We start from the raw sequence: 20,511 nt of genomic DNA on the forward strand, positions 1-20,511 counted from the left end.
TGTAGATCGCCTGCTGGGTCGCCGTGCCGGTGGCGCTGCCCTGGATGTTCTCCGAGAGCACGATGCGGTTGTCGATGTCGATCTGGTAGGCGTCGACCGTCACTTCCAGCGGGCCGCGGCGGTAGACCAGGCCCAGCGAGTAGTTGGTGCTCTCTTCAGGCTCCAGGGCCTTGGCGCCCAGCACCTGCGACACGGCGCTGGTGGCCGGGAAGGTGCCGACTTCGGTCGCCACGCCGCTGATGATGTTGGTCGAGGTGGCGGTGAAGTACTGCTGCTGCAGGGCCGGGGCGCGGAAGCCGGTCGACACCGCGCCGCGCAGGGCGAAGCTGTCGGTGAAGTCGTAGCGCGCGGCGATCTTGCCGGTCGTGGTCGAGCCGAAGTCGGAATAGTCCTCGAAGCGGGCGGCGACGTCGATGTCCAGCTTGTCGGTGATCTGGCTGTCGAGGTCGATGTAGAGGCTGTAGTTGTCGCGGGTGACGTCGACCTCGTTGCTCGGACGGAAGCCCGGGAAGCCCTGCGCGCCGGCGGCCAGGTTGTTGTAGCCGCCGTTGGCCCACGAGGCCGTCTCGCCGGCCACGATCTCATAGCCTTCCTTGCGGTACTCCGCGCCGAACGCCAGGGTCGAGGGCTGGGCGAAGGCGGCGATCTCCAGCGGACGGGTGATGTCCAGCGAGGCCACCGTCTGCCGGTACTTCATCGAGCCGGCGTAGAACGAGGTCGGCGAGGTCGGGCCGTACGAGGCGTTCAGGCTGTCCTTGACGCCATAGTCGATGTCGTTCTCGCCGTAGGTGACGCTGGCGTCGATCGTGTAGGCGCCCAGTTCGCCCTTGGTCCCGAAGGCGAAGTTGTAGTCGTCGATGTCGGTGGTGATCTTCGGCAGGAAGCCGTTCGGATAGATCGAGGCGATGTTGTTGGCGTTGTTGGCCAGGCGCGGGAAGGCCGCGCTCTCGCCCTCGCGCTTCTGGTAGCCGGCCCAGCCGTAGAGGCTCCAGGTCTCGTTCAGCGGCAGGCCGGCGTTGGCGAAGATCGACTTGCTCTCGACCTCGGCGTCGCCGTAGCGGCCGGTCACGACGCCGGGGCTGAAGGCCGACGAGACGTCGCTGCGGTTGGTCGGGTTGCGCTTGGACCAGTCGCCGGTGAGCGTCAAAAAGCCGTCGTTGGGCAGGGTGAAGCCCTGCCAGATCGAGGCGGTGTAGGTGACGCCGTCGTGGGCCTTGCGGCCGTCGGTGTCGCGGGCGGTCTTCACCTCGGTGTCGTAGAGGCCGTAGCTGGCCGTGGCGCCGCCGCCGGTGCGGGCTTCGCGCAGGCGCAGGTTGACGACCCCGGCGATGGCGTCCGAGCCGTACTGGGCGGCGGCGCCTTCACGCAGGATCTCGACGCGGTCGAGGGCGGCGGTCGGAATGGTGTTGAGGTCGAAGGCGGCCGAGCCGCGGCCGACCGCGCCGTTGATGTTGACCAGGGCGGCGGCGTGGCCGCGCTTGCCGTTCAGCAGCACCAGGGTCTGGTCGGGGGCGAGGCCCCGCAGGGTGGCCGGACGCACCGAGTCGGTGCCGTCCACGGCCGACGGGCGCGGGAAGTTCAGCGACGGCGCCAGGGTCGACAGCGCCTGGGCTAGTTCGGTCGAGCCCTGGCGGGTCAGGGCCTTGCTGTCGACCACGTCGACCGGCGAGACCGTGTCGAGGCGCGAGCGGCCGGCGGTGCGGGTGCCGGTGACGACCAGTTCCTCGACCGTGGTCTGGTCGTCGGGCGCGGTCTGGGCGTGGGCCGAGAAGGCCAGGGCGGACGCCGACGCGGCGGCGAGCAGAAGCAGTTTGGAACGCATGAGATAACCCCTCTCGAACTCTGTCGGGCGGGGTCGCATGGATGCGGCTCTTGTATCCGACAGGTGGCTAGACGGGTACGAACTTGGTTGACTGGGGCGCAGCTTACAATCTGAGCAATTCTAGCTATCGGCGCAGAAAAAAACGGCGCGGATTGCTCCGCGCCGTTTTCATCAGTCTGCGAATGACCTGAAGGATCAGGCTTCGTAGTGGTCGCCTTCGTGCGAACCGGCGCCACCTTCCAGCATGTCCTGGGCGGCTTCGGCGTCGGCAGCGCGATCTTCTTCGAATTGCGAGGCGATGACGTTTTCGCCGCGCGCTTGGCGATCGGCTTCGTCTTGGCTGCGCGCGATGTTGAGGGTGACCGTGACGGTCACATCGGCGTGCAGCTTCACCTTCACTTCGTGGACGCCCAGCGTCTTGATCGGCTTGTCCAGCACGATCATCGAGCGGTCGACCTTGCCGCCTTCGGCCTTGATGGCGTCGGCGACGTCGCGGCCCGCGACCGAACCGTACAGCTGGCCGCTTTCGCCAGCTTGACGGATCAGGACGTACTGCGTGCCGTCCAGCGTTTCACCGGACTTGCCGGCGGCTTCGCGGTTGCGGACGTTGCGGGCTTCGATCTCGGCGCGTTGCGCTTCGAAAGCCTTCAGGTTGTTCGAGTTGGCGCGGAGAGCCTTCTGGCGCGGCAGCAGGAAGTTACGGGCGTAGCCGTCCTTCACCGTCACCACGTCGCCCAGGACGCCCTTGCCTTCGACTCGTTCGAGCAGGATCACTTTCATCGTGGCGTCTCCCTTACTTCACGACGTAGGGGAGCAGAGCCAGGAAGCGGGCGCGCTTGATGGCCTTGGCCAGTTCGCGTTGCTTCTTGGCCGACACCGCGGTGATGCGCGACGGCACGATCTTGCCGCGTTCGGAAACGTAACGCTGCAGCAGCTTCACGTCCTTGTAGTCGATCTTCGGCGCGTTGGCGCCCGAGAACGGGCAAACCTTGCGGCGACGGAAGAACGGGCGGCGGGCGCCGCCGGCGGCGGCGGCCGGAGCCGCGGCTTCGGGAGCAGTCGTATCGGTCATGATCTATTTCTCCCTTACGCTTGCGGGGCGAAGTCTTCGCGCGGACGCTCGGAACGCTCAGGGCGGTCCGAACGCTCGGGGCGATCGCTGCGCTCACGGTCGCGACGGGCCAGAACCGGCGACAGTTCCAGGTCCAGCTCTTCCACGCGGATGGTCAGGAAACGCAGCACGTCTTCGTTGATCGACAGCTGGCGCTCCAGTTCCTTCACCGCCGGCGCCGGGGCGTCGATGGCGAGCAGGGAGTAGTGGCCCTTGCGGTTCTTCTTGATGCGATAGGTGAGGTTACGCAGACCCCAGTATTCGATCTTGGCGATGTGACCACCACCTTCTTCGATCAGGGTCTTGATTTGCTCGTTGAGAGCTTCGGCCTGTTGCGGCGAGATGTCCTGCCGCGCGATGACCACGTGTTCGTAGAACGACATGTTTTCCTTCTTCCGTTGAGGAAGGCGGCGTGGTCGGCGACGGAAGTCCGACGGCCACGATGGATCCTGTGCGACGAGCGGGAAAATCCCGGCCCAATGAAGGGTTCGCGCAAGACCGCCTTCCGTGAGAGCGCGCGCTATTACAGGAAACAGGGCCAGGAGGCAAGGCGAGGATCGGGTCCAGGCCCGGTGGAGGCCCAATGGAGGCCTTATACTATGGCGCCCGAAATGCGTGCGCGGCGGCGCGGGTCTGTGTCCTTCCGAAACCTTCGTGTCGATTTCGACCTCGAAACAGGCTTTCGTCGCGGAAGTCAGCTTGCCGTTAACACCTTCGGTGGCTAGGGAAGAGGCATGCGGGGCAGCATCCTCAAGAGCCTGATCGTCGGCGGCGCTTTTGCGCTCATGATGTCGGCCGCCCCGACGCTCGCCCAGACCCTGCTCAAGAAGCCCGACCTGTCGGTGTCGTCCAACGACGGCCGCTTCACGGGCTATTCGGCCGCCCTGCCGATGGACTTGTCGACCGACGCCGAGCGCGTCGACTTCACGGCCAAGGTGGCGGGCAATATCGAGCAGCCCACCTACGACGTGAACCTGAACCTGACGGCCAAGGCCGAGCAGGGGCCCAGCCCGCACGCCATGGCCCTGGGCGCCTCGCTCAACAAGCGCGAGGCCGGCTTCCGCTCGTCGATGTCGCGCCTGTTCGGCTTCGGCGACCTGCCCAAGTCGAACTATGTCAGCCTGTCGGTCGACATGAACGCCACGCGCTCGATGATCGTCCCGGCGGCCATCCCGCTGGCCCGCGCCAACCTGCGCTCGGCCCTGACGCTGGACGGCCGCCAGGTCGTCGCCATCGGCTTCGGCGGCGGCACCATGGGCGACGAGGGCGTCGACTTCAGCCTGATCCGCCCGTTCGACATTCCGGCCGAGTTCTCGGTCAGCGTCCGCGCCGAGGACGAGCGCGTCCAGGACGGCCGCTTCATGGTCAAGCTGGTCAAGGCCAACTGGTAGCCTCTGGCGCAGCCGCGCCGCTTTCCTGACAATCCGCCGCCGCCGACCCGCGCCGCTGTCCGACCATCGGGCGCCGCGCAGGGCGGGTTTGCGCGCAGGCTCGCGCCTTTCCCTCCTGAACGCTCCACCAGAGGGGGAGCGGAAATGCGAAAATCGGTTCTATGCGGCGCGGCGGCCGTCAGCGCCATCATGGTCGGCGTCACGCCGGCCTTGGCCCAGGAAACCCCGACCGCGGTCGAGGACCTGGTCGTCACCGCCCAGCGGCGCGAGCAGAAGCTGCAGGACGCGCCCGTCGCCGTCAGCGCCTTCGGGGCCAAGGCGCTGGACCAGCTGCAGATCACCAAGGTCGAGACCCTGGGCGCGGCGGTGCCCAGCCTCTACGTCTCGCAGATCAGCGCCTCGCCCTCGACGATCCAGGTCGCCCTGCGCGGCGCGCTGGACCAGACCGGCGGCATGATCACCTCCGAACCGCCCGTCGGCATCTATGTCGACGACGTCTACCAGGCCCGCCTGTCGGTCGCGAACCTCGACCTGGCCGACGTCACGCGGGTGGAGGTGCTGCGCGGGCCGCAGGGCACGCTCTACGGCCGCAACTCGATGACCGGCGCTCTGAAATACGTCACCCGCCAGCCCGGCGACGCGGCCGGCGGCGCGCTGGAGGCCTCGTGGGGCGACTACGGCCTGCAGCGCTACAAGGCCAGCGCCGGCGGGGCGATCACCGACCATGTCGGCGCCACGGTCTCGGCCCTGTTCTCCGAACGCGACGGCTGGCAGCAGAACACCGCCCTCAAGAAGAAGGTCGGCGCCCGCCGCGACGCCGGGGTGCGCCTGGCGCTGGGCCTGATCGACACCGGCCCGTTCAGCGCCACAGTTTCGGCCGCCTACGCCCGCACCGACACCGACGGCCAGCACTTCTCGCCGCTGGATCCGGTCACGCTGAAGCCCCTGGCCGGCGGCGACTTCGGCTCGACCCGCTCGCCGCTGAACACCGACACCAAGACCGAGCAGAAGAGTCTGGCCCTTCACCTCGGCTACGACCTGGGCGCGGTGCAGCTGAAGTCGATCACCGCCTACCAGCGCCTCGACGACCGCTGGACGCTCGACTTCTCGGGCGGCCTGGTGGCCGGCGCCGGCCTCGTCGCCGGCTTCCTGCGCGGCAGCCAGACCGAGCAGGAGCAGTCCAGCCAGGAGTTCCAGGCCCTGGGCGAGTCCTTCGACGGCCGCCTGCAATGGATCGGCGGCCTGTTCTGGTTCAAGGAGACCGGCGGCCAGGTGCTGTCCGACACCATCGGCGCGGGCATCTACGGATCCTACGCCGTGCCGCTGCTGCCGACGACCATCCACGCCACCTCGGAAAGCGTCGCCGCCTACGGCCAGCTGGAATGGCGCTTCACCGATCGCCTGAAGGGCTCGGCCGGCCTGCGCTGGACCAAGGACGAAAAGACCATCGCCGGCACGATCCAGAACGGCCTGGCCGCCTATCCCGCCAGCCTGACCAGCCGCTCCAACGAAGGCGAGTGGAAAGTCTGGACCCCGAAGTTCAATCTTCAGTACGACGTCAGCGACGACGTCATGGTCTACGGCACGATCGCGCGGGGCTACCGCGCCGGCGGGTTCGTGGCCCTGTCGATCGCCGAGCCGTCGATCTTCACCAAGGCCTACGACCCCGAGACCGTCTGGTCCTACGAGGCCGGCGCCAAGATCGAGGCCTTCGAGCATCGCGCCCGCCTCAACCTCGCCGCCTATGTCGAACAGCTGAAGGACCTGCAGCAGAACGTCATCAGCAACGGCTCGATCCTCACCCAGAACGCCGCCGAGGCCCGCATCGCCGGCCTGGAGCTCGAGGCCGCCGCCACGCCGGTGAAGGGGCTGGACCTCTTCGCCTCGCTGGCCCTGACCGACGCCGAGTACGAGAAGCTCGACGCCTCCACTGCCGCCGCCCAGGCCGGCGCCAAGACCCTGCCGCTGGTCTCCAAGGTCCAGGCCCAGGTCGGCGGAACCTGGCGCATCGAGCCGGAGATGCTGAAGGGCGGGGCGATCATCGTCTCGGCCGACTACAGCCACCGCGGCCCGCGCTACGCCGAGGCCACCAATGCGCAGGCCGGCCGCATCGGCGCGGTCGATCGCGTCAACGCCGGCGTCGCCTGGGAATCGCCCTCGGCCGCCTGGCGGGTGTTCGTGCAGGGGCGCAACGTCCTCGACGCCAAGGACTACGTCTCGGGCGCGGTCTTCATCCCCGGCCTGATCGTCTACCGCCTGGCCGACGAACCGGCGATGTGGAGCGCCGGGGTGAAGGTGAAGTTCTAGACGGGGAGGGGGCCGCCTCTCGTGAGGCGGCCCCGGCTTCGCCCCTACTTCTTCTTGTAGGCCTTCACCGCTTCCATGGTCTTGGTCACGTGGCCCTGGAAGTTGAAGTCGCTGTAGGCCAGCAGCACCTTGCCATCGGGGGCGATGACATAGGAGGTGCGGTTGGACATGTTGTCCTTCAGCGGCAGCTTGACGTCGTAGTCCTTGATAAGGGCCGGGTTAGCGGCCGCCACCGCGAACTTGTCGCGGCAGTGCTCCTTCGAGAAGTCCTTGATCCGGTCGACATTGCCGCCGGTGACGCCGATGACGGTCGCGCCCAGCTTCTCGAACTCGGGCGTGGCCTCGGCGAACTCGTGAGCCTCGGCGGTGCAGCCCGAGGTGTAGGCGGCCGGGAAGAAGTACAGCACCACCGGACCCTTCTTCAGGGCCTTGCTGAGCTTGAACTCGAAGTCCTTGCCGGCCAGGGCGGCAGGGGCGGTGAAGTCGGGAGCCTTGTCGCCGGGCTTCAGCGCCGCCAGGGCGGGGGCGGCGGCCAGCAGGCTGAACGCGGCCAGGGAAGCGGCGAGGGCGAGGCGTTTCATCTTGGCGACTCCGATAGGTCGGGGGAGGGCGTGGCGTTTCAGATACGGAACGGCGAGCAATGTGGACGTGCCCCTGCGGAAAGCAAGCACAGGCAAAACATCGGTCCGGCTTGCCCAGGCCTTGTGTTTCCCCTAACCCTCCGCCCCCAAGACATTGAATTACAGAGGAGCGGGCCGCCATGAGCATCGCCTTCATTTTCCCGGGGCAGGGCAGCCAATCGGTCGGCATGGGCGTCGAGCTGGCGGAGGCCTTCGCGTCCGCCCGCGAAGTGTTCCAGGAAGTCGACGACGCCCTGGGCCAGAAGCTCTCCCAGCTGATGCGCGAAGGTCCCGAGGGTGATCTCACCCTGACCGAGAACGCCCAGCCGGCCCTGATGGCCGTCAGCCTGGCCGTGACCCGCACCCTGGAGAAGGAGTTCGGGATCGGCATCGAGCGCGCCGCCTTCGTGGCCGGCCACAGCCTCGGCGAATATTCGGCCCTGGCCGCCGCTGGCGCCATCAGCCTGTCGGACACCGCCCGCCTGCTGAAGCTGCGCGGCCAGGCCATGCAGCGCGCCGTGCCGGTGGGCGAGGGCGCCATGGCCTCGCTTATCGGTCCCAAGACCGACCTGGCTTTGGCTGAAGCCGCCGCCGCCGCCGGCTCGGAAGTCGGCGTCTGCGTCGTCGCCAACGACAACAACAACGGCAACGTCGTGATTTCCGGCGCCAAGGCCGCCGTCGACCGGGCCATCGAGAAGGCCAAGGAACTGGGCGCCCGCGCCATTCCGCTGAACGTCTCGGCGCCGTTCCACTGCCCGCTGATGCAGCCGGCCGCCGACGAGATGGCCGCCGCCCTGGCCGCGACCATCATCCTGGCGCCGAAGGCCCCGCTGCTGGCCAACGTCACCGCCTCGCCGGTCCACGACCCCGACGTCATCCGCAAGCTGCTGGTCGAGCAGGTCACCGGCCGCGTCCGCTGGCGCGAAAGCATGACCTGGCTGGCCGGCGAGGGCGGCGTCACCCGCTTCGCCGAGGCCGGCGCCGGCAAGGTGCTGTCGGGCATGGCCAAGCGCATCGCCCCGGACGCCGAGGCCACGCCGCTGAACACCCCGGCCGACCTCGAAGCCTTCGCCCAATCGCTCTGAGCAAGTCGCTCTGATCTTCCGCCTTGCCACGTCCTTATCCTTCGACAAGCTCAGGATGAGGACGACTGGTGCGGCGATCCGTTTGAAAACCTCATCCTGAGCTTGTCGAAGGACGGGGTTTTCACTCTCAATCCCTCCGAAACGGAGAACGAAAAATGTTCGACCTCACCGGCAAGACCGCCCTCGTCACCGGCGCGACCGGCGGCATCGGCGGCGCCATCGCCCGGGCCCTGCACGGCCAGGGCGCCCACGTCGTGCTCTCGGGCACCCGCGAATCGGCCCTGACCGAGCTGAAGAACGAGCTGGGCGAGCGCGCCTCGTTCGTCGTGGCGAATCTGTCGGACGCCGAACAGGTCGACGGCCTGGTCGCCAAGGCCGAGGAAGCCGCCGGCGCCCCGCTCGACATCGTCATCGCCAACGCCGGCATCACCCGCGACGGCCTGATCGTGCGGATGAAGGACGAGGACTGGGAAACCGTCATCAAGGTGAACCTGGAAGGCTACTTCCGCCTGGCCCGCGCCGCCGCCAAGGGCATGATGAAGCGCCGCGCCGGCCGCATCATCGGCATCACCTCGGTCGTCGGCGTCACCGGCAACCCCGGCCAGACCAACTACGCGGCCTCCAAGGCCGGAATGATCGGGTTTTCCAAGGCCTTGGCCCAGGAGCTGGCCAGCCGCGGCGTGACCGTCAACTGCGTCGCCCCCGGCTTCATCGCCAGCCCGATGACCGACGCCCTCAACGACGCCCAGAAGGCCGGCATCCTGTCGACCATTCCGGCCGGAAAGCTGGGCGAAGGGAGCGATATCGCCGCCGCCTGCGTTTACCTGGCCAGCGATCAGGGCGGTTACGTCACCGGTCAGACCTTGCACGTCAACGGCGGCATGGCCATGATCTAGGCGAACGCCGCCTTGGGCTTTAAATGGCCCCGCTTCTTCGCGGCTGACCCGCTGGTCACCCGAAAAGGAACGTGATAGGCGGTGACCCGACATCTCGCGGACGGTGAATAGTTTTCAAACCGGCCGCGGGACAAACAGATTTCAAAACGAGGGACTAACAGAATGTCCGACATTCTCGAGCGCGTGCGTAAGATCGTCATCGAACACCTGGATGCCGATCCCGAGAAGGTCACCGAGAAGGCTAGCTTCATCGACGACCTGGGCGCCGACAGCCTCGACAACGTTGAGCTGGTGATGGCGTTCGAAGAAGAATTCGACATCGAAATTCCGGACGACGCCGCCGAGCACATCCAGACGGTTGGCGACGCCGTGAAGTTCATCACGGAAAAGACCGGCGCCTAAGGGCGTCGGGTTCGTACCCTCGCGGGCGAACAGGACTATCAGCCGCCGCGCAGCACGGGCTCTTGCCATCGTGCGCGCGGCGGTTTTCGTATGTGGCCAAGATTCGCGCCGCAACCGGCCGGTAGGGGTTCGCCTTATCGTCCGAGAACGGTGCGTCGGAAGGTTGGGAGCAATCCATGCGTAGAGTCGTCGTCACCGGGCTGGGCCTGCTGACTCCTCTGGGCCAGGGCGTCGAAGTGTCCTGGAAGAACATCGTGGCCGGTAAATCGGGCGCGGGCCGCATCACAGCTTTCGACCCGACCGACTATGCCTGTCAGGTCGCCTGCGAGGTGCCGCGGGTCGATGGTCGCGGCGGCGGCGGTCCGGATGTCGAGGGCTCGTTCGACCCCGACAAGACCATGAGCCCGCGTGACCAGAAGCGCGTCGACGACTTCATCCTCTACGGCATCGCCGCGGCGGACGAAGCCGTGAAGGATTCGGGCTGGGTTCCCGAGACCGACGAGCAGAAGTGGCGCACCGGCGTCATCCTGGGTTCGGGCATCGGCGGCCTGTCGACGATCGCCGACACCGCCCTGGAGCTGGAAGCCAAGGGCCCGCGCCGCGTCAGCCCGTTCTTCATCTCCTCGGCCCTGATCAACCTGATCTCGGGCCAGGTCTCGATCAAGTACGGCTTCAAGGGCCCCAACCACGCCGTGGTGACGGCCTGCGCCACCGGCGCCCACGCCATCGGCGACGCCGCGCGCCTGATCAAGTACGGCGACGCCGACGTGATGATCGCCGGCGGCGCCGAAGCGGCCGTCTGCAAGCTCGGCATCGCCGGCTTCATCGCCTGCCGCGCCGTGGCCACCGCCTTCAACGAGACCCCGGAAAAGGCCTCGCGCCCCTACGACAAGGACCGTGACGGCTTCGTCATGGGCGAGGGCGCGGGCGTCGTGGTTCTCGAAGAGTACGAGCACGCCAAGGCGCGCGGGGCCAAGATCTACGCCGAAGTCGTCGGCTACGGCCTGTCGGGCGACGCCTACCATATCACCGCCCCTGCCGAGGACGGCGAAGGCGGCGGTCGGGCCCTGGCGGCGGCGGTCAAGGACGCGGGCCTCCAGCCCTCAGACATCGACTACATCAACGCCCACGGCACCTCGACCATGGCCGACGGCCTGGAAGCCGGCGCCGTCGCCCGCTTCCTCGGCGATCACGCCAAGAACGTGGTGATGTCCTCGACCAAGTCGATGACCGGCCACCTTCTCGGCGCGGCCGGCGCCATCGAGTCGATCTTCTCGATCCTGGCCATCCGCGACCAGATCTGCCCGCCGACCATCAATCTCGACAATCCCGACGTCGACGTGCCGATGAACCTGGCGCCCAACAAGGCCGTGCCGAAGAAGATCGACGTGGCCGTGTCCAACAGCTTCGGCTTCGGCGGCACCAACGCCTCCGTCGTGTTCCGTAAAATCTCGTGAGCCAAGTCTCGTGAGCAAGCCGCCGCGTCCGCAGAAGAAGGCTCCGGCGCCCAAGCGGGCGTCGAGCGCCCGCAAGCGGGAAACCGCGTCCCTGGGACGTCGCCTGGCCGCCATGGCCGGCGGCGGCCTGGTGGTCGCCGCGGTCGCGGCGCTGGTCGTCGTCGGCGGGGCGGTGTTCGTCTATGGCGGACCCGGCCCCAAGGCCAAGAACGGCGAATACACCTCGGTGGTCCTGCGCCGCGGCGCCAGCGTCTCCGAGATCGCAGGAGCGCTGGAAGCCGGTGGGGCGATCCGCTCGTCCTCGCTGTTCCTGACCGCCGCCCAGATCACCCGCGCGGCCCGCAAGCTGAAGGCCGGCGAGTATGAATTCCCCTCCGGCGCCTCGCTGTCGACCGTGCTGGCCATGGTCCGCGACGGCAAGGTGGTGCGCCACCAGGTGACCATTCCCGAGGGCATGACCTCGGACATGGTCGTCGAGATCCTGCAGCGCTCCGACGTGCTGGTCGGCGACGTGCCGACCCCGCCGGAAGGCGCCGTCCTGCCCGAGACCTACCAGGTCGAGCGCGGCGAGGAGCGGGCCGCCGTCCTGCAGCGCATGATGGACGACCGCGACAAGGTGCTGAACGCCCTCTGGGCCGAGCGCGAGGCGGGCCTGCCGTTCCAGACCAAGGACGAGGCCGTCACCCTGGCCTCGATCGTCGAGAAGGAGACGGGCCTGGCCAGCGAGCGTCCGCGCGTCGCGGCCCTGTTCATCAACCGCCTGCGCCTAGGGATGCGGCTCGATACCGACCCGACCGTGATCTACGGCATCACCCGCGGCCGGCCGCTGGGCCGGGGCCTGCGCCGGTCGGAGCTCGACACCTTCACGCCCTACAACACCTACAAGATCCCCGGCCTGCCGCCGACGCCGATCGCCAATCCGGGCCGCGCGGCCCTGGCGGCGGTGATGAACCCGCCCAAGACCGACGAGCTCTACTTCGTCGCCGACGGCACCGGCGGCCACGTCTTCGCCAAGACCTACGAAGAGCACGAGCGTAACGTGGCCCAGTGGCGCAAGATCGAGCGCCAGGCCAAGGCCGCGACCCCCGCGCCAACGCCGCTGGCGGGAGGCTGATCGTATGGCGCTGTCGGGCATGACCGGTTTTTCGCGCGTCGAAGGCGCTCTGGGCGACTGGAGCTGGGCTGTCGAGGCTCGCAGCGTAAACGGCCGCAACCTCGAGACCCGCTTTCGCGGCCCGCCGGGCTTCGAGGGCCTCGACCGCGCCGCCCGCGACGGCGCGCAGGCCCGCTTCCAGCGCGGCCAGCTCACGGTCAACGTCCAGGCCCGCAAGGCCGAGGCCTCGGCCGCCCCGCAGGTCAATGTCGAGGTCCTGGAGCGCTATCTGAAGGCCGGCGGCCCCTATGTCGCCACCGGCATGGTCGCCAAGCCCACGCTCGACGGCATGCTGGCCCTGCGCGGCGTCATCGAGGTCCGCGAGGACGACGAGGACGCCGAGGCCCGCACCGCCCTGGAGGCCGCCATGGCCGCCAGCCTGGCCCAGGCCCTCGACGGCCTGAAGACCGCGCGCCAGGAGGAGGGCGCTTCGCTCGCCCCGGTGCTTGCCGGCCTCGTCGATCGCATCGAGACCCTGACAGGCCTGGCCGCCGCCGAGGCCGAGGGCCAGCCCTCGATCCTCAAGCAGCGCTTCGAGCGCCGCATGACCGAACTGCTCGGCGAAAGCGCCCCTCAGGACCGCATCGTCCAGGAAGCCGCCGCCCTGGCGGTCAAGGCCGACGTCCGCGAGGAGCTCGACCGCCTGGCCGGCCACGTCGCCGCCGCCCGCACCCTGCTGTCCAGCGACGGCGCCTTGGGCCGGCGCCTGGATTTCCTGTCCCAGGAATTCATGCGCGAGGCCAACACCCTCTGCAGCAAGTCGGCGCTGACCGCGCTGACCGCCCATGGCTTGGAACTCAAGGCCACGATCGAACAGTTTCGCGAACAGGTTCAGAATGTCGAATAACCCGGCCCAGAAGCACGGGGGCAAGCACCGCGGCCTCCTCCTGATGGTGGTGGCCCCCTCGGGCGTCGGCAAGACCTCGCTGACCCGCCGCCTGGTGGCCGACCACGGCGACCTGCACCTGTCGATCAGCGCCACTACCCGCGAGCCGCGCCCCGGCGAACACGACGGCCGCGACTACCACTTTGTCTCCAAGGACAAGTTCCAGGAGATGATCGCCCAGGACGCCTTCTTCGAGTGGGCCGAGGTCTACGGCAACTACTACGGCAGCCCCAAGGCCCCGATCCTGGAGGCGCTGGAGGGCGGCGAGAGCGTGCTGTTCGACATCGACTTCCAGGGCGCCATGAAGGTCCACGCCCAGGCAGGTCCCGACAGCGTGCTGGTCTACATCCTGCCGCCGTCCCTGGCCGAGATGAGCCGCCGTCTGCACGCCCGTAGCCAGGACAACGAGGAAGTCATCGCCCGCCGCCTGTCGCGCGCCAAGGACGAGGTCGCCGCCTGGGAGAAGTTCGACTACGTCGTGCTCAACGACGACTTCGACAAGGCCTATGCGGACCTGGCCCACATCTACCACGCCGAACGCCAGAAGCGCTCGCGCAACCCCTGGATCGGCAACCTGGTCGGCGACCTGCTGGCGGAAGATATCTGAGGCCCCGCTGAGCCCCAGTAGGGCCTCAGTAATGGAAGCTGCCGCTCTCGCGCGGCTGGATCAGTTCCTTGGCCCGCATGACGATCTGGGCCGGCGTGAACGGCTTCATCATGTAGGTGGTGGCGCCGGCGCTCATCGCCTCGACCACGCGGTCCAGGCGCCGTTCGCCGGTCATGATCACCACCGGCACCTCGCGGCCCCAGTCGCTGACCCGCAGGCGGCGCAGCACCTCGATCCCCGTCTCGCCTGGCATCCGCACGTCCAGGAACACGATGGCCGGCTTGCGGTCGTGCACGTCGGTCAGCAGGCTCTGGGCGTCCTCGGCCGTCCGCACGTCGAACCCGCCGTCGGTCAGGGCGGCCGACACGAACTCCAGCATCAGGGTGTCGTCGTCGATCACCAGGGCCAGGGGACGGGACGTCATGCGGGGCTCCGTACGCGTTGCGTCACAACCAGACGCGAGACTGGTTCTTGGTCGCCGCGCGCACCCTTTGCAACAGGTCGTCGGCTGAAAACGGCTTGAGCACGTAGCCGACGGCGCCGGCCTCCATCGCGGCCTTGACGTTGGCGCCCGCGGCCGAGGCGGTGATCATGATCGCCGGCACGTCCTTGAGCCGCTTTTCCACCCGCAGCCGGCGCAGCAGGGTCAGGCCGTTGATCTCCGGCAGGCCGACATCGAGCAGCAGCAGGTGCGGCGGGCGGCGCACGGCCGCGGCCAGGGCGTCCTCGGCGTTGTGCGCCACTTCGACGGCGAAGCCCTCGGTCTCCAGGCGGAACCGGACGAATTCGGTCACCAGCTCGTCGTCGTCGACGACCAGGACCAGGTGCTGCTGCTCGGGCGAGGCCTGCATGGAAAGATTGATTCCCCCGCGCGCGCCGCTTGGCAAGCGCTTCAGCTTCAGCCGGCGGCGATCAGGGCCCAAGCGCGTCAGGGCCAGGTGTCTGCGACTGGCCCGCCTGGACGCGCGTTAAAGCTTGGAATCCAGAGCCAGCAAGGCTCTGGCCAGGTCCTGGAACCCGTCGACGGGGATGGTCTCGGCCCGGGCGTCCGGATCGATCCCGGCCGCTTCGCACAAGGCGCCGCCGCCCAGGGGCTTGAGGCTGGAGCGCAGCATCTTGCGGCGCTGGCCGAAGGCCGCGGCGGTCACCCGCTCCAGCGCCGAGACCATCGCCTTGTCCGGCGCGGGCGCCAGCGGAACCAGCCGCACCACGGCCGAAGCGACCTTGGGAGGCGGCGTGAAGGCGCGGGCCGGCAGGTCCATGACCACCTTGGCCGCGCAGACCGTCTGCGAGATCACCGCCAGGCGCCCATAGGCGTCGTCGCCGTCCTGGGCGGCGATGCGGTCGGCGACCTCCTTCTGGAACATCAGGGTCATCGACAGGGGCCGGAAGGGCCCGGTCAGCCAGTCGATCAGCAGTTGGGTGCCGACGTTGTAGGGAAGGTTGGAGACCATGTGCGCCGGGCCGCCGGCCAGGGCGGCCATGTCGGCCCGCAGGGCGTCGCCCTCGACCAGGGTCAGGCGGCCCTCGGCGGCTTCGGAAAGCTCGCCCAGCAGCGGCAGGAAGCGGCTATCCTTCTCGACGGCGATCACCCGCGCGCCGGTCTCCAGCAGGGCTCGCGTCAGGCCGCCGGGGCCGGGGCCCACCTCGATCACCGTGTCGCCTTCGCCCACCTCGGCCAGGCGTGCGATCTTGCGGGTGATGTTGAGGTCGAGCAGGAAGTGCTGGCCGAAGCTCTTGCGGGCCAGCAGGCCGTGGCGCTCCAGCGCTTCACGCAGCGGCGGCAGGTCGGCGAGGGAAGGGGACGTCATGGTCCCCGTCTAGATCGAAACGCCGCGAAAGCCTAGCTGGCGCTACGCCGGGCGGCGATCTGGGCGGCCAGGTGAATGGCCGCGATCAGGCTGTCGGGGCGGGCGATACCGCGGCCGGCGATGTCGAAGCCGGTGCCGTGGTCGGGCGAGGTGCGCACGATCGGCAGGCCCAGGGTCACGTTCACCCCGCCCCAGAAGTCGAGCATCTTCACCGGGATCAGCGCCTGGTCGTGGTACATGCACAGCACCCCGTCATAGGTCGCCCGGGCGTCGGGGTGGAACAGGCTGTCGGCGGGCGAGGGGCCTCGGGCGTCGACGCCGCGGGCGCGCAGGGCCTCCACCGCCGGGATGATCGTGTCGATCTCCTCGCGGCCCAGGGCCCCGCCTTCGCCGGCGTGCGGATTGAGGGCGGCCACCGCCAGGCGCGGCGCGGCGATGCCGAAATCGGTCTTCAGGGCCTGGGCGGTGACCAGGCCGGCCTCGACGATGCGCTCGACGCTGAGCGCGGCCGGCACCGAACCCACCGATTGGTGGATCGTCACCAGGGTGGCGCGCAGGTCGCCGGCGGTCAGCATCATCACCGGCCCGCGCGCGCCCTCGTAGGGCGCAGGCGCGGTCAGTTCGGCGAGGAACTCGGTATGGCCGGGAAACTTGAAGCCGGCCTCGTACAGCGGGGCCTTAGCGATCGGGGCCGTAACCAGGCCCGCCACCGCGCCCGACAGGGCCAGGCCCGCGCCGGTCTCGATGCAGCGGATGATCTGGGCGGCGTGGGCGCTGGAGGGTTGTCCGGCGATCACCGGCGACTGCAGCGGCAGGTCCAGCACCGGCAGCGCCTCGGCGAACACCCTGGCGGCCTCGACCGGACCGGTCACGGGGCGAACCTTCACCCCGCCGCCGGCCGCGGCCAGGCTCTCGAGATCACCGACGGCCATGAACACGGGTCCGGTCTCCCGGAGGGCCGCCCAGGCCTTGGCGATGATCTCGGGCCCGACGCCGGCGGGATCGCCGACGCTCAGGGCCAGGGTGTCTGTCTTCACCGGGTCTCGATGGTGGCGGAGTTGCGCAGGTCTCGCAGGTAACGTTTGGAGATCAGCGCAAGTTGCTGACCCCGCAGGCGATTCTCGATCTGGTCGTGCGACGGCGCCGCGGCCCCCGACTGGCGCTTGCCGCACACCGCGATCAGGTGCAGGCCGGCGTCGGTGCGGATCGGATCCGAGATCTGGCCGACGTTGAGGGCGTTGGCGGCTTCTTGGAAGGCCGGGGCCAGGTCGCCGATCTCGGCTTCGCCGAGGTCGCCGGCCACGACGCCGTCCACCTTGCCGGCTTCGGCCTCGAGGGTCTGGCAGCTGGTCAGCTTGGGCTTCAGGCCGGCCAGCAGCGCCGTGGCCGACTGCACGTCGGCCTCCGGGGCGTCCTTGGCCAGGGCCACGGCCACCTGCTTCAGGTCGACCAGGGTCGCCTTGGCGCCCGAGCGCTTGTCGCGCAGATAGACGATGTAGACGCCGTCCTTGACCGTGATCGGGGCCGACAGCTGGCCGGGGCGCAGCTGTTCCAGGGCCGCATCGACCTCGGCCGGCATCTCGCCGGGGCTGACCCAGCCGGCGTCGCCGCCGTTGGCCGCGGTCGCCGCGGCCGAGAACTGGCGGGCCACGGCCGGGAAGGGCGCGCCCTGCTGGATCTGGGTCACCAGCTGGCGGGCGCCGTTCAGGGCCACGTCCGGACCGCCGACGCGGGTGGCGTCGATGAACACTTCGCTGACCTGGTACTGCGGCTTGCTGGCCGACTCGGCCAGGCGGCGCTGGAAGGCCTTGATCTGGTCTTCGCCGATGCGCAGGCGCGAGCCGTAGCGGCCGCTGATCCAGTTCTGCCAGCTCGACTCGGCGCGGATCTGGGAGCGCCAGGTGTCGGCGCTGACGCCCTGGGCGGCCAGCTGGTCCAGCAGCTGCTGGGCCGTCATCTTGTTGCCCTGGGCGATGCTGCCGATCTCCTCGTCGACTTCCTTGTCGGTCGAGATGATCGTGATCTTCTGTTCCTTCTCGACGCGGCGCAGCTCCTGGAGCTGAACGCGCTCGTCGATCAGCGAGCGCAGGGCTTCCTGCTCCAGCTGGGGCAGGTTCTCCTGGGTCGGCTGCATGCCCGAGGTGATCATCAGCAGGCGCATGCGCTGCATCAGGTCGTACGACGAGATGATGTCGTCGTTGACCACGGCCGCCACGCTTTCCGACAGCGGATTGGCGCGAGCCTGGGCTTCCGGCTGGGCCGCCGCGGGGGCGTCGATGGTGGGCGCGGCCTGACGCGCGTGGGCCGGCATGGCCGCCACGGTCAGGGCGAGGATGGACGCGGCGCTGGCCGCAAAAGTCGTCACGCTACGCGCAGCCCGCATGGGTAGTGTCGTTCCTCTGGAGCCCGACCGTCGCCGATCGATCTCGATTTCAAACCGTTGAGACGCAACGACCTTCCAGATGCCTGTCGGTGGTCGCGCCTCGATACGCCACAAGGACGCGTGCGGACCCCCGCACGCCCCCCGGCGCGATGGAATAATCAGTCGCTGTACCCTGTATCACCCAATGTGGCGAGGGTTAGGCGGACCACGATCGACTCGTCGGGCTGGAGCTTCAGGCCCGTCACCGTCGAGCTATAGCGGTCTTCGTGTTGGTAGATGATGTCGATGCGGATGCAATCGTCCGTGTAGGCGACGCCCAGGTCGCGGCGGCGCCAGGTTTCGGCCACCAGGTCGAGCTGGCCGAAGGCCGTCAGGGCCCACTTGCTGGTCAGCTTCAGCTGGCCCCGCGTCTCGAAGTTTTCCTGCCGCTCGCCGTTGGAGTCGACATTGTCCTTCAGGTAGCGGAACGAGCCCTGCAGGCGCGCCGTGGCGGCGTCCATGCCGGTTTCGATGCGGTTGATCTTGGTGGTGTCCGAATCCAGGCGGGTGCGGACATAGGCGCTGACGCCCTTCACCGGCGTGACCGTGGCCGCCACGATCCAGTCGGACGATTTCTCCTGCAGGCCGGTGCGTTCCGGCAGCAGCGGGTCGTACTCGGTGCGGAAGCTGCGGCCGATCAGGACGCTGCCGCCGCGGCCGTCGGCCGTGGTGAAGGTCGCGCGACCGCCCACATTGGCCCGGGTGCCGCCTTCATAGAGGTCGAAGCCCGGCGACTTGTTGGTGCGGAACAGGTTGGTCTCGTCGAACTCGAAGGCCGAGCTGTCCTCATTGTAGAGGTAGGTCGTGGAGCCGTCGCGGGCGACGACGACCGGCACGCGCGAGCTGTCCGAGCCCGTCGCCAGCTGCACGATAGGCTCGATGATGACGCTGCCGCCGTTCTTCAGGCCCTTGTAGAGCGGCAGGCTCAGGTCGACGCCGGCCACGCCCAGGGTGCGCGAATAGCTGATCTCGGCGTCGTCTCCGGCCGCCAGGGCCGCGGTCGTCAGATAGACGCCCTTGATGTTGTAGGCGTCGGCGCGGGCCTGGGCGAAGGGCTGGATGCGCAGGCCGGGTCCGACCACGGTGCTGGCGCGCCAGTCGGCCTGGAAGCTGCCGCGGGCGCTGTCGACGCCGTTCTGGCCGCGATAGGCCGTCTGCATGGCCGAGGAGTAGGGCGACTCGCCGAATTGCGATTCGGAGCGGTTCAGCACCACGCCCGAGCCTTCCAGGCGCAGGCGGCCGAACAGCACCGGCGATTCCGGCTCCCAGCGGCCCTCGACCAGCGGGCCGATCAGCGGGAAGGCCCCGCTGTTCTCGAACTTGTTGCCCAGGCCCGTGGTGGAATCGGTGCCCACGACCCGCAGGCCCTGCACCGAGACGGCCGAGACCGAGAACCACGACCGCGTGTCCTGCCGCGAGGCGTAGATCTGCGAGGTCAGGCGGTGATCCTCGCTCGTGAACAGCCCGCGCTGCTCGTAGACGTCGTTGATGTCGTACTTGTCGAACAGCAGGGCGTCGGAGGCGCGCTCGGCGCTGAAGCCCCACTTCCACTTGTCGTCGATGTCGAACGCGCCCTTGGCCAGGATGTAGCTGCGGGTGGTCGCGTCGCCGAAGCGGTTGCCCTTGTTGTCGAACTCCTTCTCGTACGTCGCCCCCATGCGCGCCTCGAGCATGCCCGAGTAGAAGCGCTTGCGGTAATTGACGTTGAGGAACGGATTAATTTTCGTGTTGATTTGAGGGCTTATGATGACATCTGAAGACGGCGAGATGACCTGCAGATAGGGCTGCTGGTAGGAGACGCCGCGCTTTTTCGACAAGCCCACCTTGGGCGTCAGGAAGCCCGAGCTCTGCTTGGCCTGCGGGTCCGGGTGCCAGAACAGCGGCAGGTACAGCAGCGGCGCGCCCCACATTCGGATGCGCGCCCCGTGGTAGTAGACGATCTTCTTGCTCTTATCCTGCACCACCTTGTCGGCCTCGATCGACCAGGTGGGGGTCGGCTTCTCGGCGCAGACGTCGCAGGGCGTGTAGATCGCCTGATTGAGCTCGGTGACCTGGTCGTTGCGGCGGATGGCGGTGGCGGCCGCGATCTTCACGTTCTTGTCCAGGCGCGTGGAGAAGTTGCGCGCGAAGCCGGCGCGCATGTCCTTGTCCAGCGTCAGGTCGTCGGCGAACTGCGCCGTGCCGTCGGCGTTGATCAGTTGCACCTTGCCGTGGGCGGTGACCACGCCGGTCTTGGTGTCGTAGATCACTTCCTGGGCGCGCAGCACGCGGCCCTGGTAGCGGACCTCCACCGATCCCTGGGCGGTCATGGTCTGGGCCACGTCGTCGCGGATCAGCAGATCGGATTCGAGATAGTAGCCGTCGTCGCCGAGGCCGTCGTCGGCCGCGGCCGGCTTGGCCGGAACTTCGGGCACGGTCGCCAGGGACGGCTGGGCCGCGTGCGCGCCGCTGGCGGCGAACGCCAGCCACGCGACGCCGGCCATCAGCAGCTTGCGAACCGCCGCGCCGGGCGCTGGGCTTAGATCGATCATCAGGGGCCTC

20 protein-coding genes and 1 pseudogene are annotated in these 20,511 nt (G+C 68.5%); 9 read left to right on the forward strand and 12 right to left on the reverse strand.

Going from position 1 to position 20,511, the window contains the following annotated elements:
* From DMC18_RS10545 to rpsF, 4 genes are all read right to left on the reverse strand, one after another.
* A partial coding sequence (locus DMC18_RS10545; RefSeq protein WP_110132923.1) for a TonB-dependent siderophore receptor occupies positions 1-1,822 on the reverse strand: 1,822 nt, incomplete at its 3' end.
* Between the two features lie 195 nt (positions 1,823-2,017).
* The gene (gene rplI / locus DMC18_RS10550) at positions 2,018-2,602 is read right to left on the reverse strand and encodes a 50S ribosomal protein L9 (RefSeq protein WP_110117827.1); all 585 of its coding nucleotides are present in this window, start codon (positions 2,600-2,602) and stop codon (positions 2,018-2,020) included.
* Positions 2,603-2,615: 13 nt separating this feature from the next.
* Positions 2,616-2,894 carry a 30S ribosomal protein S18 gene (gene rpsR / locus DMC18_RS10555; protein ID WP_058346420.1) on the reverse strand — a complete coding sequence of 93 codons (279 nt, stop codon included), beginning with the start codon at positions 2,892-2,894 and terminating at the stop codon, positions 2,616-2,618.
* Positions 2,895-2,908: 14 nt separating this feature from the next.
* Positions 2,909-3,316, reverse strand: coding sequence for a 30S ribosomal protein S6 (gene rpsF / locus DMC18_RS10560; protein ID WP_110117828.1), 408 nt, complete (start codon positions 3,314-3,316; stop codon positions 2,909-2,911).
* Between the two features lie 351 nt (positions 3,317-3,667).
* Between rpsF and DMC18_RS10565 the strand changes: the two genes are divergently transcribed.
* Positions 3,668-4,324 (forward strand): hypothetical protein, encoded by a 657-nt coding sequence (locus DMC18_RS10565; RefSeq protein WP_110117829.1) that lies wholly within the window; start codon positions 3,668-3,670, stop codon positions 4,322-4,324.
* A 144-nt stretch (positions 4,325-4,468) separates the two neighbouring features.
* Positions 4,469-6,631 carry a TonB-dependent receptor gene (locus DMC18_RS10570; RefSeq protein ID WP_110117830.1) on the forward strand — a complete coding sequence of 721 codons (2,163 nt, stop codon included), beginning with the start codon at positions 4,469-4,471 and terminating at the stop codon, positions 6,629-6,631.
* A gap of 44 nt (positions 6,632-6,675) precedes the next feature.
* Here DMC18_RS10570 and DMC18_RS10575 read toward each other — a convergent pair whose 3' ends face one another.
* Complete coding sequence (locus DMC18_RS10575; protein ID WP_110117831.1) at positions 6,676-7,212, reverse strand: peroxiredoxin; 537 nt, start codon at positions 7,210-7,212, stop codon at positions 6,676-6,678.
* A gap of 179 nt (positions 7,213-7,391) precedes the next feature.
* Here DMC18_RS10575 and fabD point away from each other — a divergent pair, with 179 nt between their 5' ends.
* Positions 7,392-8,336 carry an ACP S-malonyltransferase gene (gene fabD, locus DMC18_RS10580; protein WP_110117832.1) on the forward strand — a complete coding sequence of 315 codons (945 nt, stop codon included), beginning with the start codon at positions 7,392-7,394 and terminating at the stop codon, positions 8,334-8,336.
* Positions 8,337-8,373: 37 nt separating this feature from the next.
* Here the strand turns inward: fabD and DMC18_RS27290 are convergent.
* Positions 8,374-8,468 (reverse strand): annotated as a pseudogene (locus DMC18_RS27290) (hypothetical protein); the annotation flags it as partial.
* A gap of 23 nt (positions 8,469-8,491) precedes the next feature.
* Between DMC18_RS27290 and fabG the strand changes: the two are divergent.
* From fabG to gmk, 6 genes are all read left to right on the forward strand, one after another.
* Positions 8,492-9,232, forward strand: coding sequence for a 3-oxoacyl-[acyl-carrier-protein] reductase (gene fabG / locus DMC18_RS10585; protein ID WP_110117833.1), 741 nt, complete (start codon positions 8,492-8,494; stop codon positions 9,230-9,232).
* A gap of 162 nt (positions 9,233-9,394) precedes the next feature.
* A complete protein-coding gene (locus tag DMC18_RS10590) occupies positions 9,395-9,634 on the forward strand; it encodes an acyl carrier protein (protein ID WP_007672577.1) in 240 nt (79 codons plus the stop codon).
* A gap of 176 nt (positions 9,635-9,810) precedes the next feature.
* Entirely contained in the window at positions 9,811-11,091 is a 1,281-nt protein-coding gene (gene fabF, locus DMC18_RS10595) for a beta-ketoacyl-ACP synthase II (RefSeq protein WP_110117834.1), read from the forward strand.
* A 10-nt stretch (positions 11,092-11,101) separates the two neighbouring features.
* Complete coding sequence (gene mltG / locus DMC18_RS10600) at positions 11,102-12,205, forward strand: endolytic transglycosylase MltG (protein WP_233245134.1); 1,104 nt, start codon at positions 11,102-11,104, stop codon at positions 12,203-12,205.
* Between the two features lie 4 nt (positions 12,206-12,209).
* Positions 12,210-13,091: a YicC/YloC family endoribonuclease gene (locus DMC18_RS10605; protein ID WP_110117835.1), complete on the forward strand. Its 882-nt coding sequence runs from the start codon at positions 12,210-12,212 to the stop codon at positions 13,089-13,091.
* Positions 13,081-13,737 carry a guanylate kinase gene (gmk, locus tag DMC18_RS10610; protein WP_110117836.1) on the forward strand — a complete coding sequence of 219 codons (657 nt, stop codon included), beginning with the start codon at positions 13,081-13,083 and terminating at the stop codon, positions 13,735-13,737. The genes DMC18_RS10605 and gmk overlap by 11 nt, the downstream gene beginning before the upstream one ends.
* A 25-nt stretch (positions 13,738-13,762) precedes the next feature.
* Here the strand turns inward: gmk and DMC18_RS10615 are convergent, their stop codons facing one another.
* From DMC18_RS10615 to DMC18_RS10640, 6 genes are all read right to left on the reverse strand, one after another.
* Entirely contained in the window at positions 13,763-14,161 is a 399-nt protein-coding gene (locus DMC18_RS10615) for a response regulator (protein ID WP_110117837.1), read from the reverse strand.
* A 22-nt stretch (positions 14,162-14,183) separates the two neighbouring features.
* On the reverse strand, positions 14,184-14,588 hold the full coding sequence (locus tag DMC18_RS10620) for a response regulator transcription factor (RefSeq protein WP_110117838.1): 405 nt from the start codon (positions 14,586-14,588) through the stop codon (positions 14,184-14,186).
* 117 nt (positions 14,589-14,705) lie between these two features.
* Complete coding sequence (gene rsmA / locus DMC18_RS10625) at positions 14,706-15,548, reverse strand: 16S rRNA (adenine(1518)-N(6)/adenine(1519)-N(6))-dimethyltransferase RsmA (protein WP_110117839.1); 843 nt, start codon at positions 15,546-15,548, stop codon at positions 14,706-14,708.
* Positions 15,549-15,580: 32 nt separating this feature from the next.
* Positions 15,581-16,585, reverse strand: coding sequence for a 4-hydroxythreonine-4-phosphate dehydrogenase PdxA (gene pdxA, locus DMC18_RS10630; RefSeq protein ID WP_110132924.1), 1,005 nt, complete (start codon positions 16,583-16,585; stop codon positions 15,581-15,583).
* Positions 16,582-17,931, reverse strand: coding sequence for a peptidylprolyl isomerase (locus DMC18_RS10635; protein WP_110117841.1), 1,350 nt, complete (start codon positions 17,929-17,931; stop codon positions 16,582-16,584). The genes pdxA and DMC18_RS10635 overlap by 4 nt, the downstream gene beginning before the upstream one ends.
* Before the next feature lie 158 nt (positions 17,932-18,089).
* Complete coding sequence (locus tag DMC18_RS10640) at positions 18,090-20,501, reverse strand: LPS-assembly protein LptD (RefSeq protein WP_233248121.1); 2,412 nt, start codon at positions 20,499-20,501, stop codon at positions 18,090-18,092.
* Positions 20,502-20,511 lie beyond the last annotated feature (10 nt).

The sequence above is a fragment of the Caulobacter sp. D5 genome (assembly GCF_003185805.1).
In the GTDB taxonomy this organism is placed as follows: Bacteria; Pseudomonadota; Alphaproteobacteria; order Caulobacterales; family Caulobacteraceae; genus Caulobacter.

Coding starts and splice junctions, on each gene's coding strand:
- rplI (WP_110117827.1), bottom strand. CDS start 2,602: ATGAAAGTGATCCTGCTCGAACGAGTCGAAGGCAAGGGCGTCCTGGGC.
- rpsR (WP_058346420.1), bottom strand. CDS start 2,894: ATGACCGATACGACTGCTCCCGAAGCCGCGGCTCCGGCCGCCGCCGCC.
- rpsF (WP_110117828.1), bottom strand. CDS start 3,316: ATGTCGTTCTACGAACACGTGGTCATCGCGCGGCAGGACATCTCGCCG.
- DMC18_RS10565 (WP_110117829.1), top strand. CDS start 3,668: ATGCGGGGCAGCATCCTCAAGAGCCTGATCGTCGGCGGCGCTTTTGCG.
- DMC18_RS10570 (WP_110117830.1), top strand. CDS start 4,469: ATGCGAAAATCGGTTCTATGCGGCGCGGCGGCCGTCAGCGCCATCATG.
- DMC18_RS10575 (WP_110117831.1), bottom strand. CDS start 7,212: ATGAAACGCCTCGCCCTCGCCGCTTCCCTGGCCGCGTTCAGCCTGCTG.
- fabD (WP_110117832.1), top strand. CDS start 7,392: ATGAGCATCGCCTTCATTTTCCCGGGGCAGGGCAGCCAATCGGTCGGC.
- fabG (WP_110117833.1), top strand. CDS start 8,492: ATGTTCGACCTCACCGGCAAGACCGCCCTCGTCACCGGCGCGACCGGC.
- DMC18_RS10590 (WP_007672577.1), top strand. CDS start 9,395: ATGTCCGACATTCTCGAGCGCGTGCGTAAGATCGTCATCGAACACCTG.
- fabF (WP_110117834.1), top strand. CDS start 9,811: ATGCGTAGAGTCGTCGTCACCGGGCTGGGCCTGCTGACTCCTCTGGGC.
- DMC18_RS10605 (WP_110117835.1), top strand. CDS start 12,210: ATGGCGCTGTCGGGCATGACCGGTTTTTCGCGCGTCGAAGGCGCTCTG.
- gmk (WP_110117836.1), top strand. CDS start 13,081: ATGTCGAATAACCCGGCCCAGAAGCACGGGGGCAAGCACCGCGGCCTC.
- DMC18_RS10615 (WP_110117837.1), bottom strand. CDS start 14,161: ATGACGTCCCGTCCCCTGGCCCTGGTGATCGACGACGACACCCTGATG.
- DMC18_RS10620 (WP_110117838.1), bottom strand. CDS start 14,588: ATGCAGGCCTCGCCCGAGCAGCAGCACCTGGTCCTGGTCGTCGACGAC.
- rsmA (WP_110117839.1), bottom strand. CDS start 15,548: ATGACGTCCCCTTCCCTCGCCGACCTGCCGCCGCTGCGTGAAGCGCTG.
- DMC18_RS10635 (WP_110117841.1), bottom strand. CDS start 17,931: ATGCGGGCTGCGCGTAGCGTGACGACTTTTGCGGCCAGCGCCGCGTCC.
- DMC18_RS10640 (WP_233248121.1), bottom strand. CDS start 20,501: ATGATCGATCTAAGCCCAGCGCCCGGCGCGGCGGTTCGCAAGCTGCTG.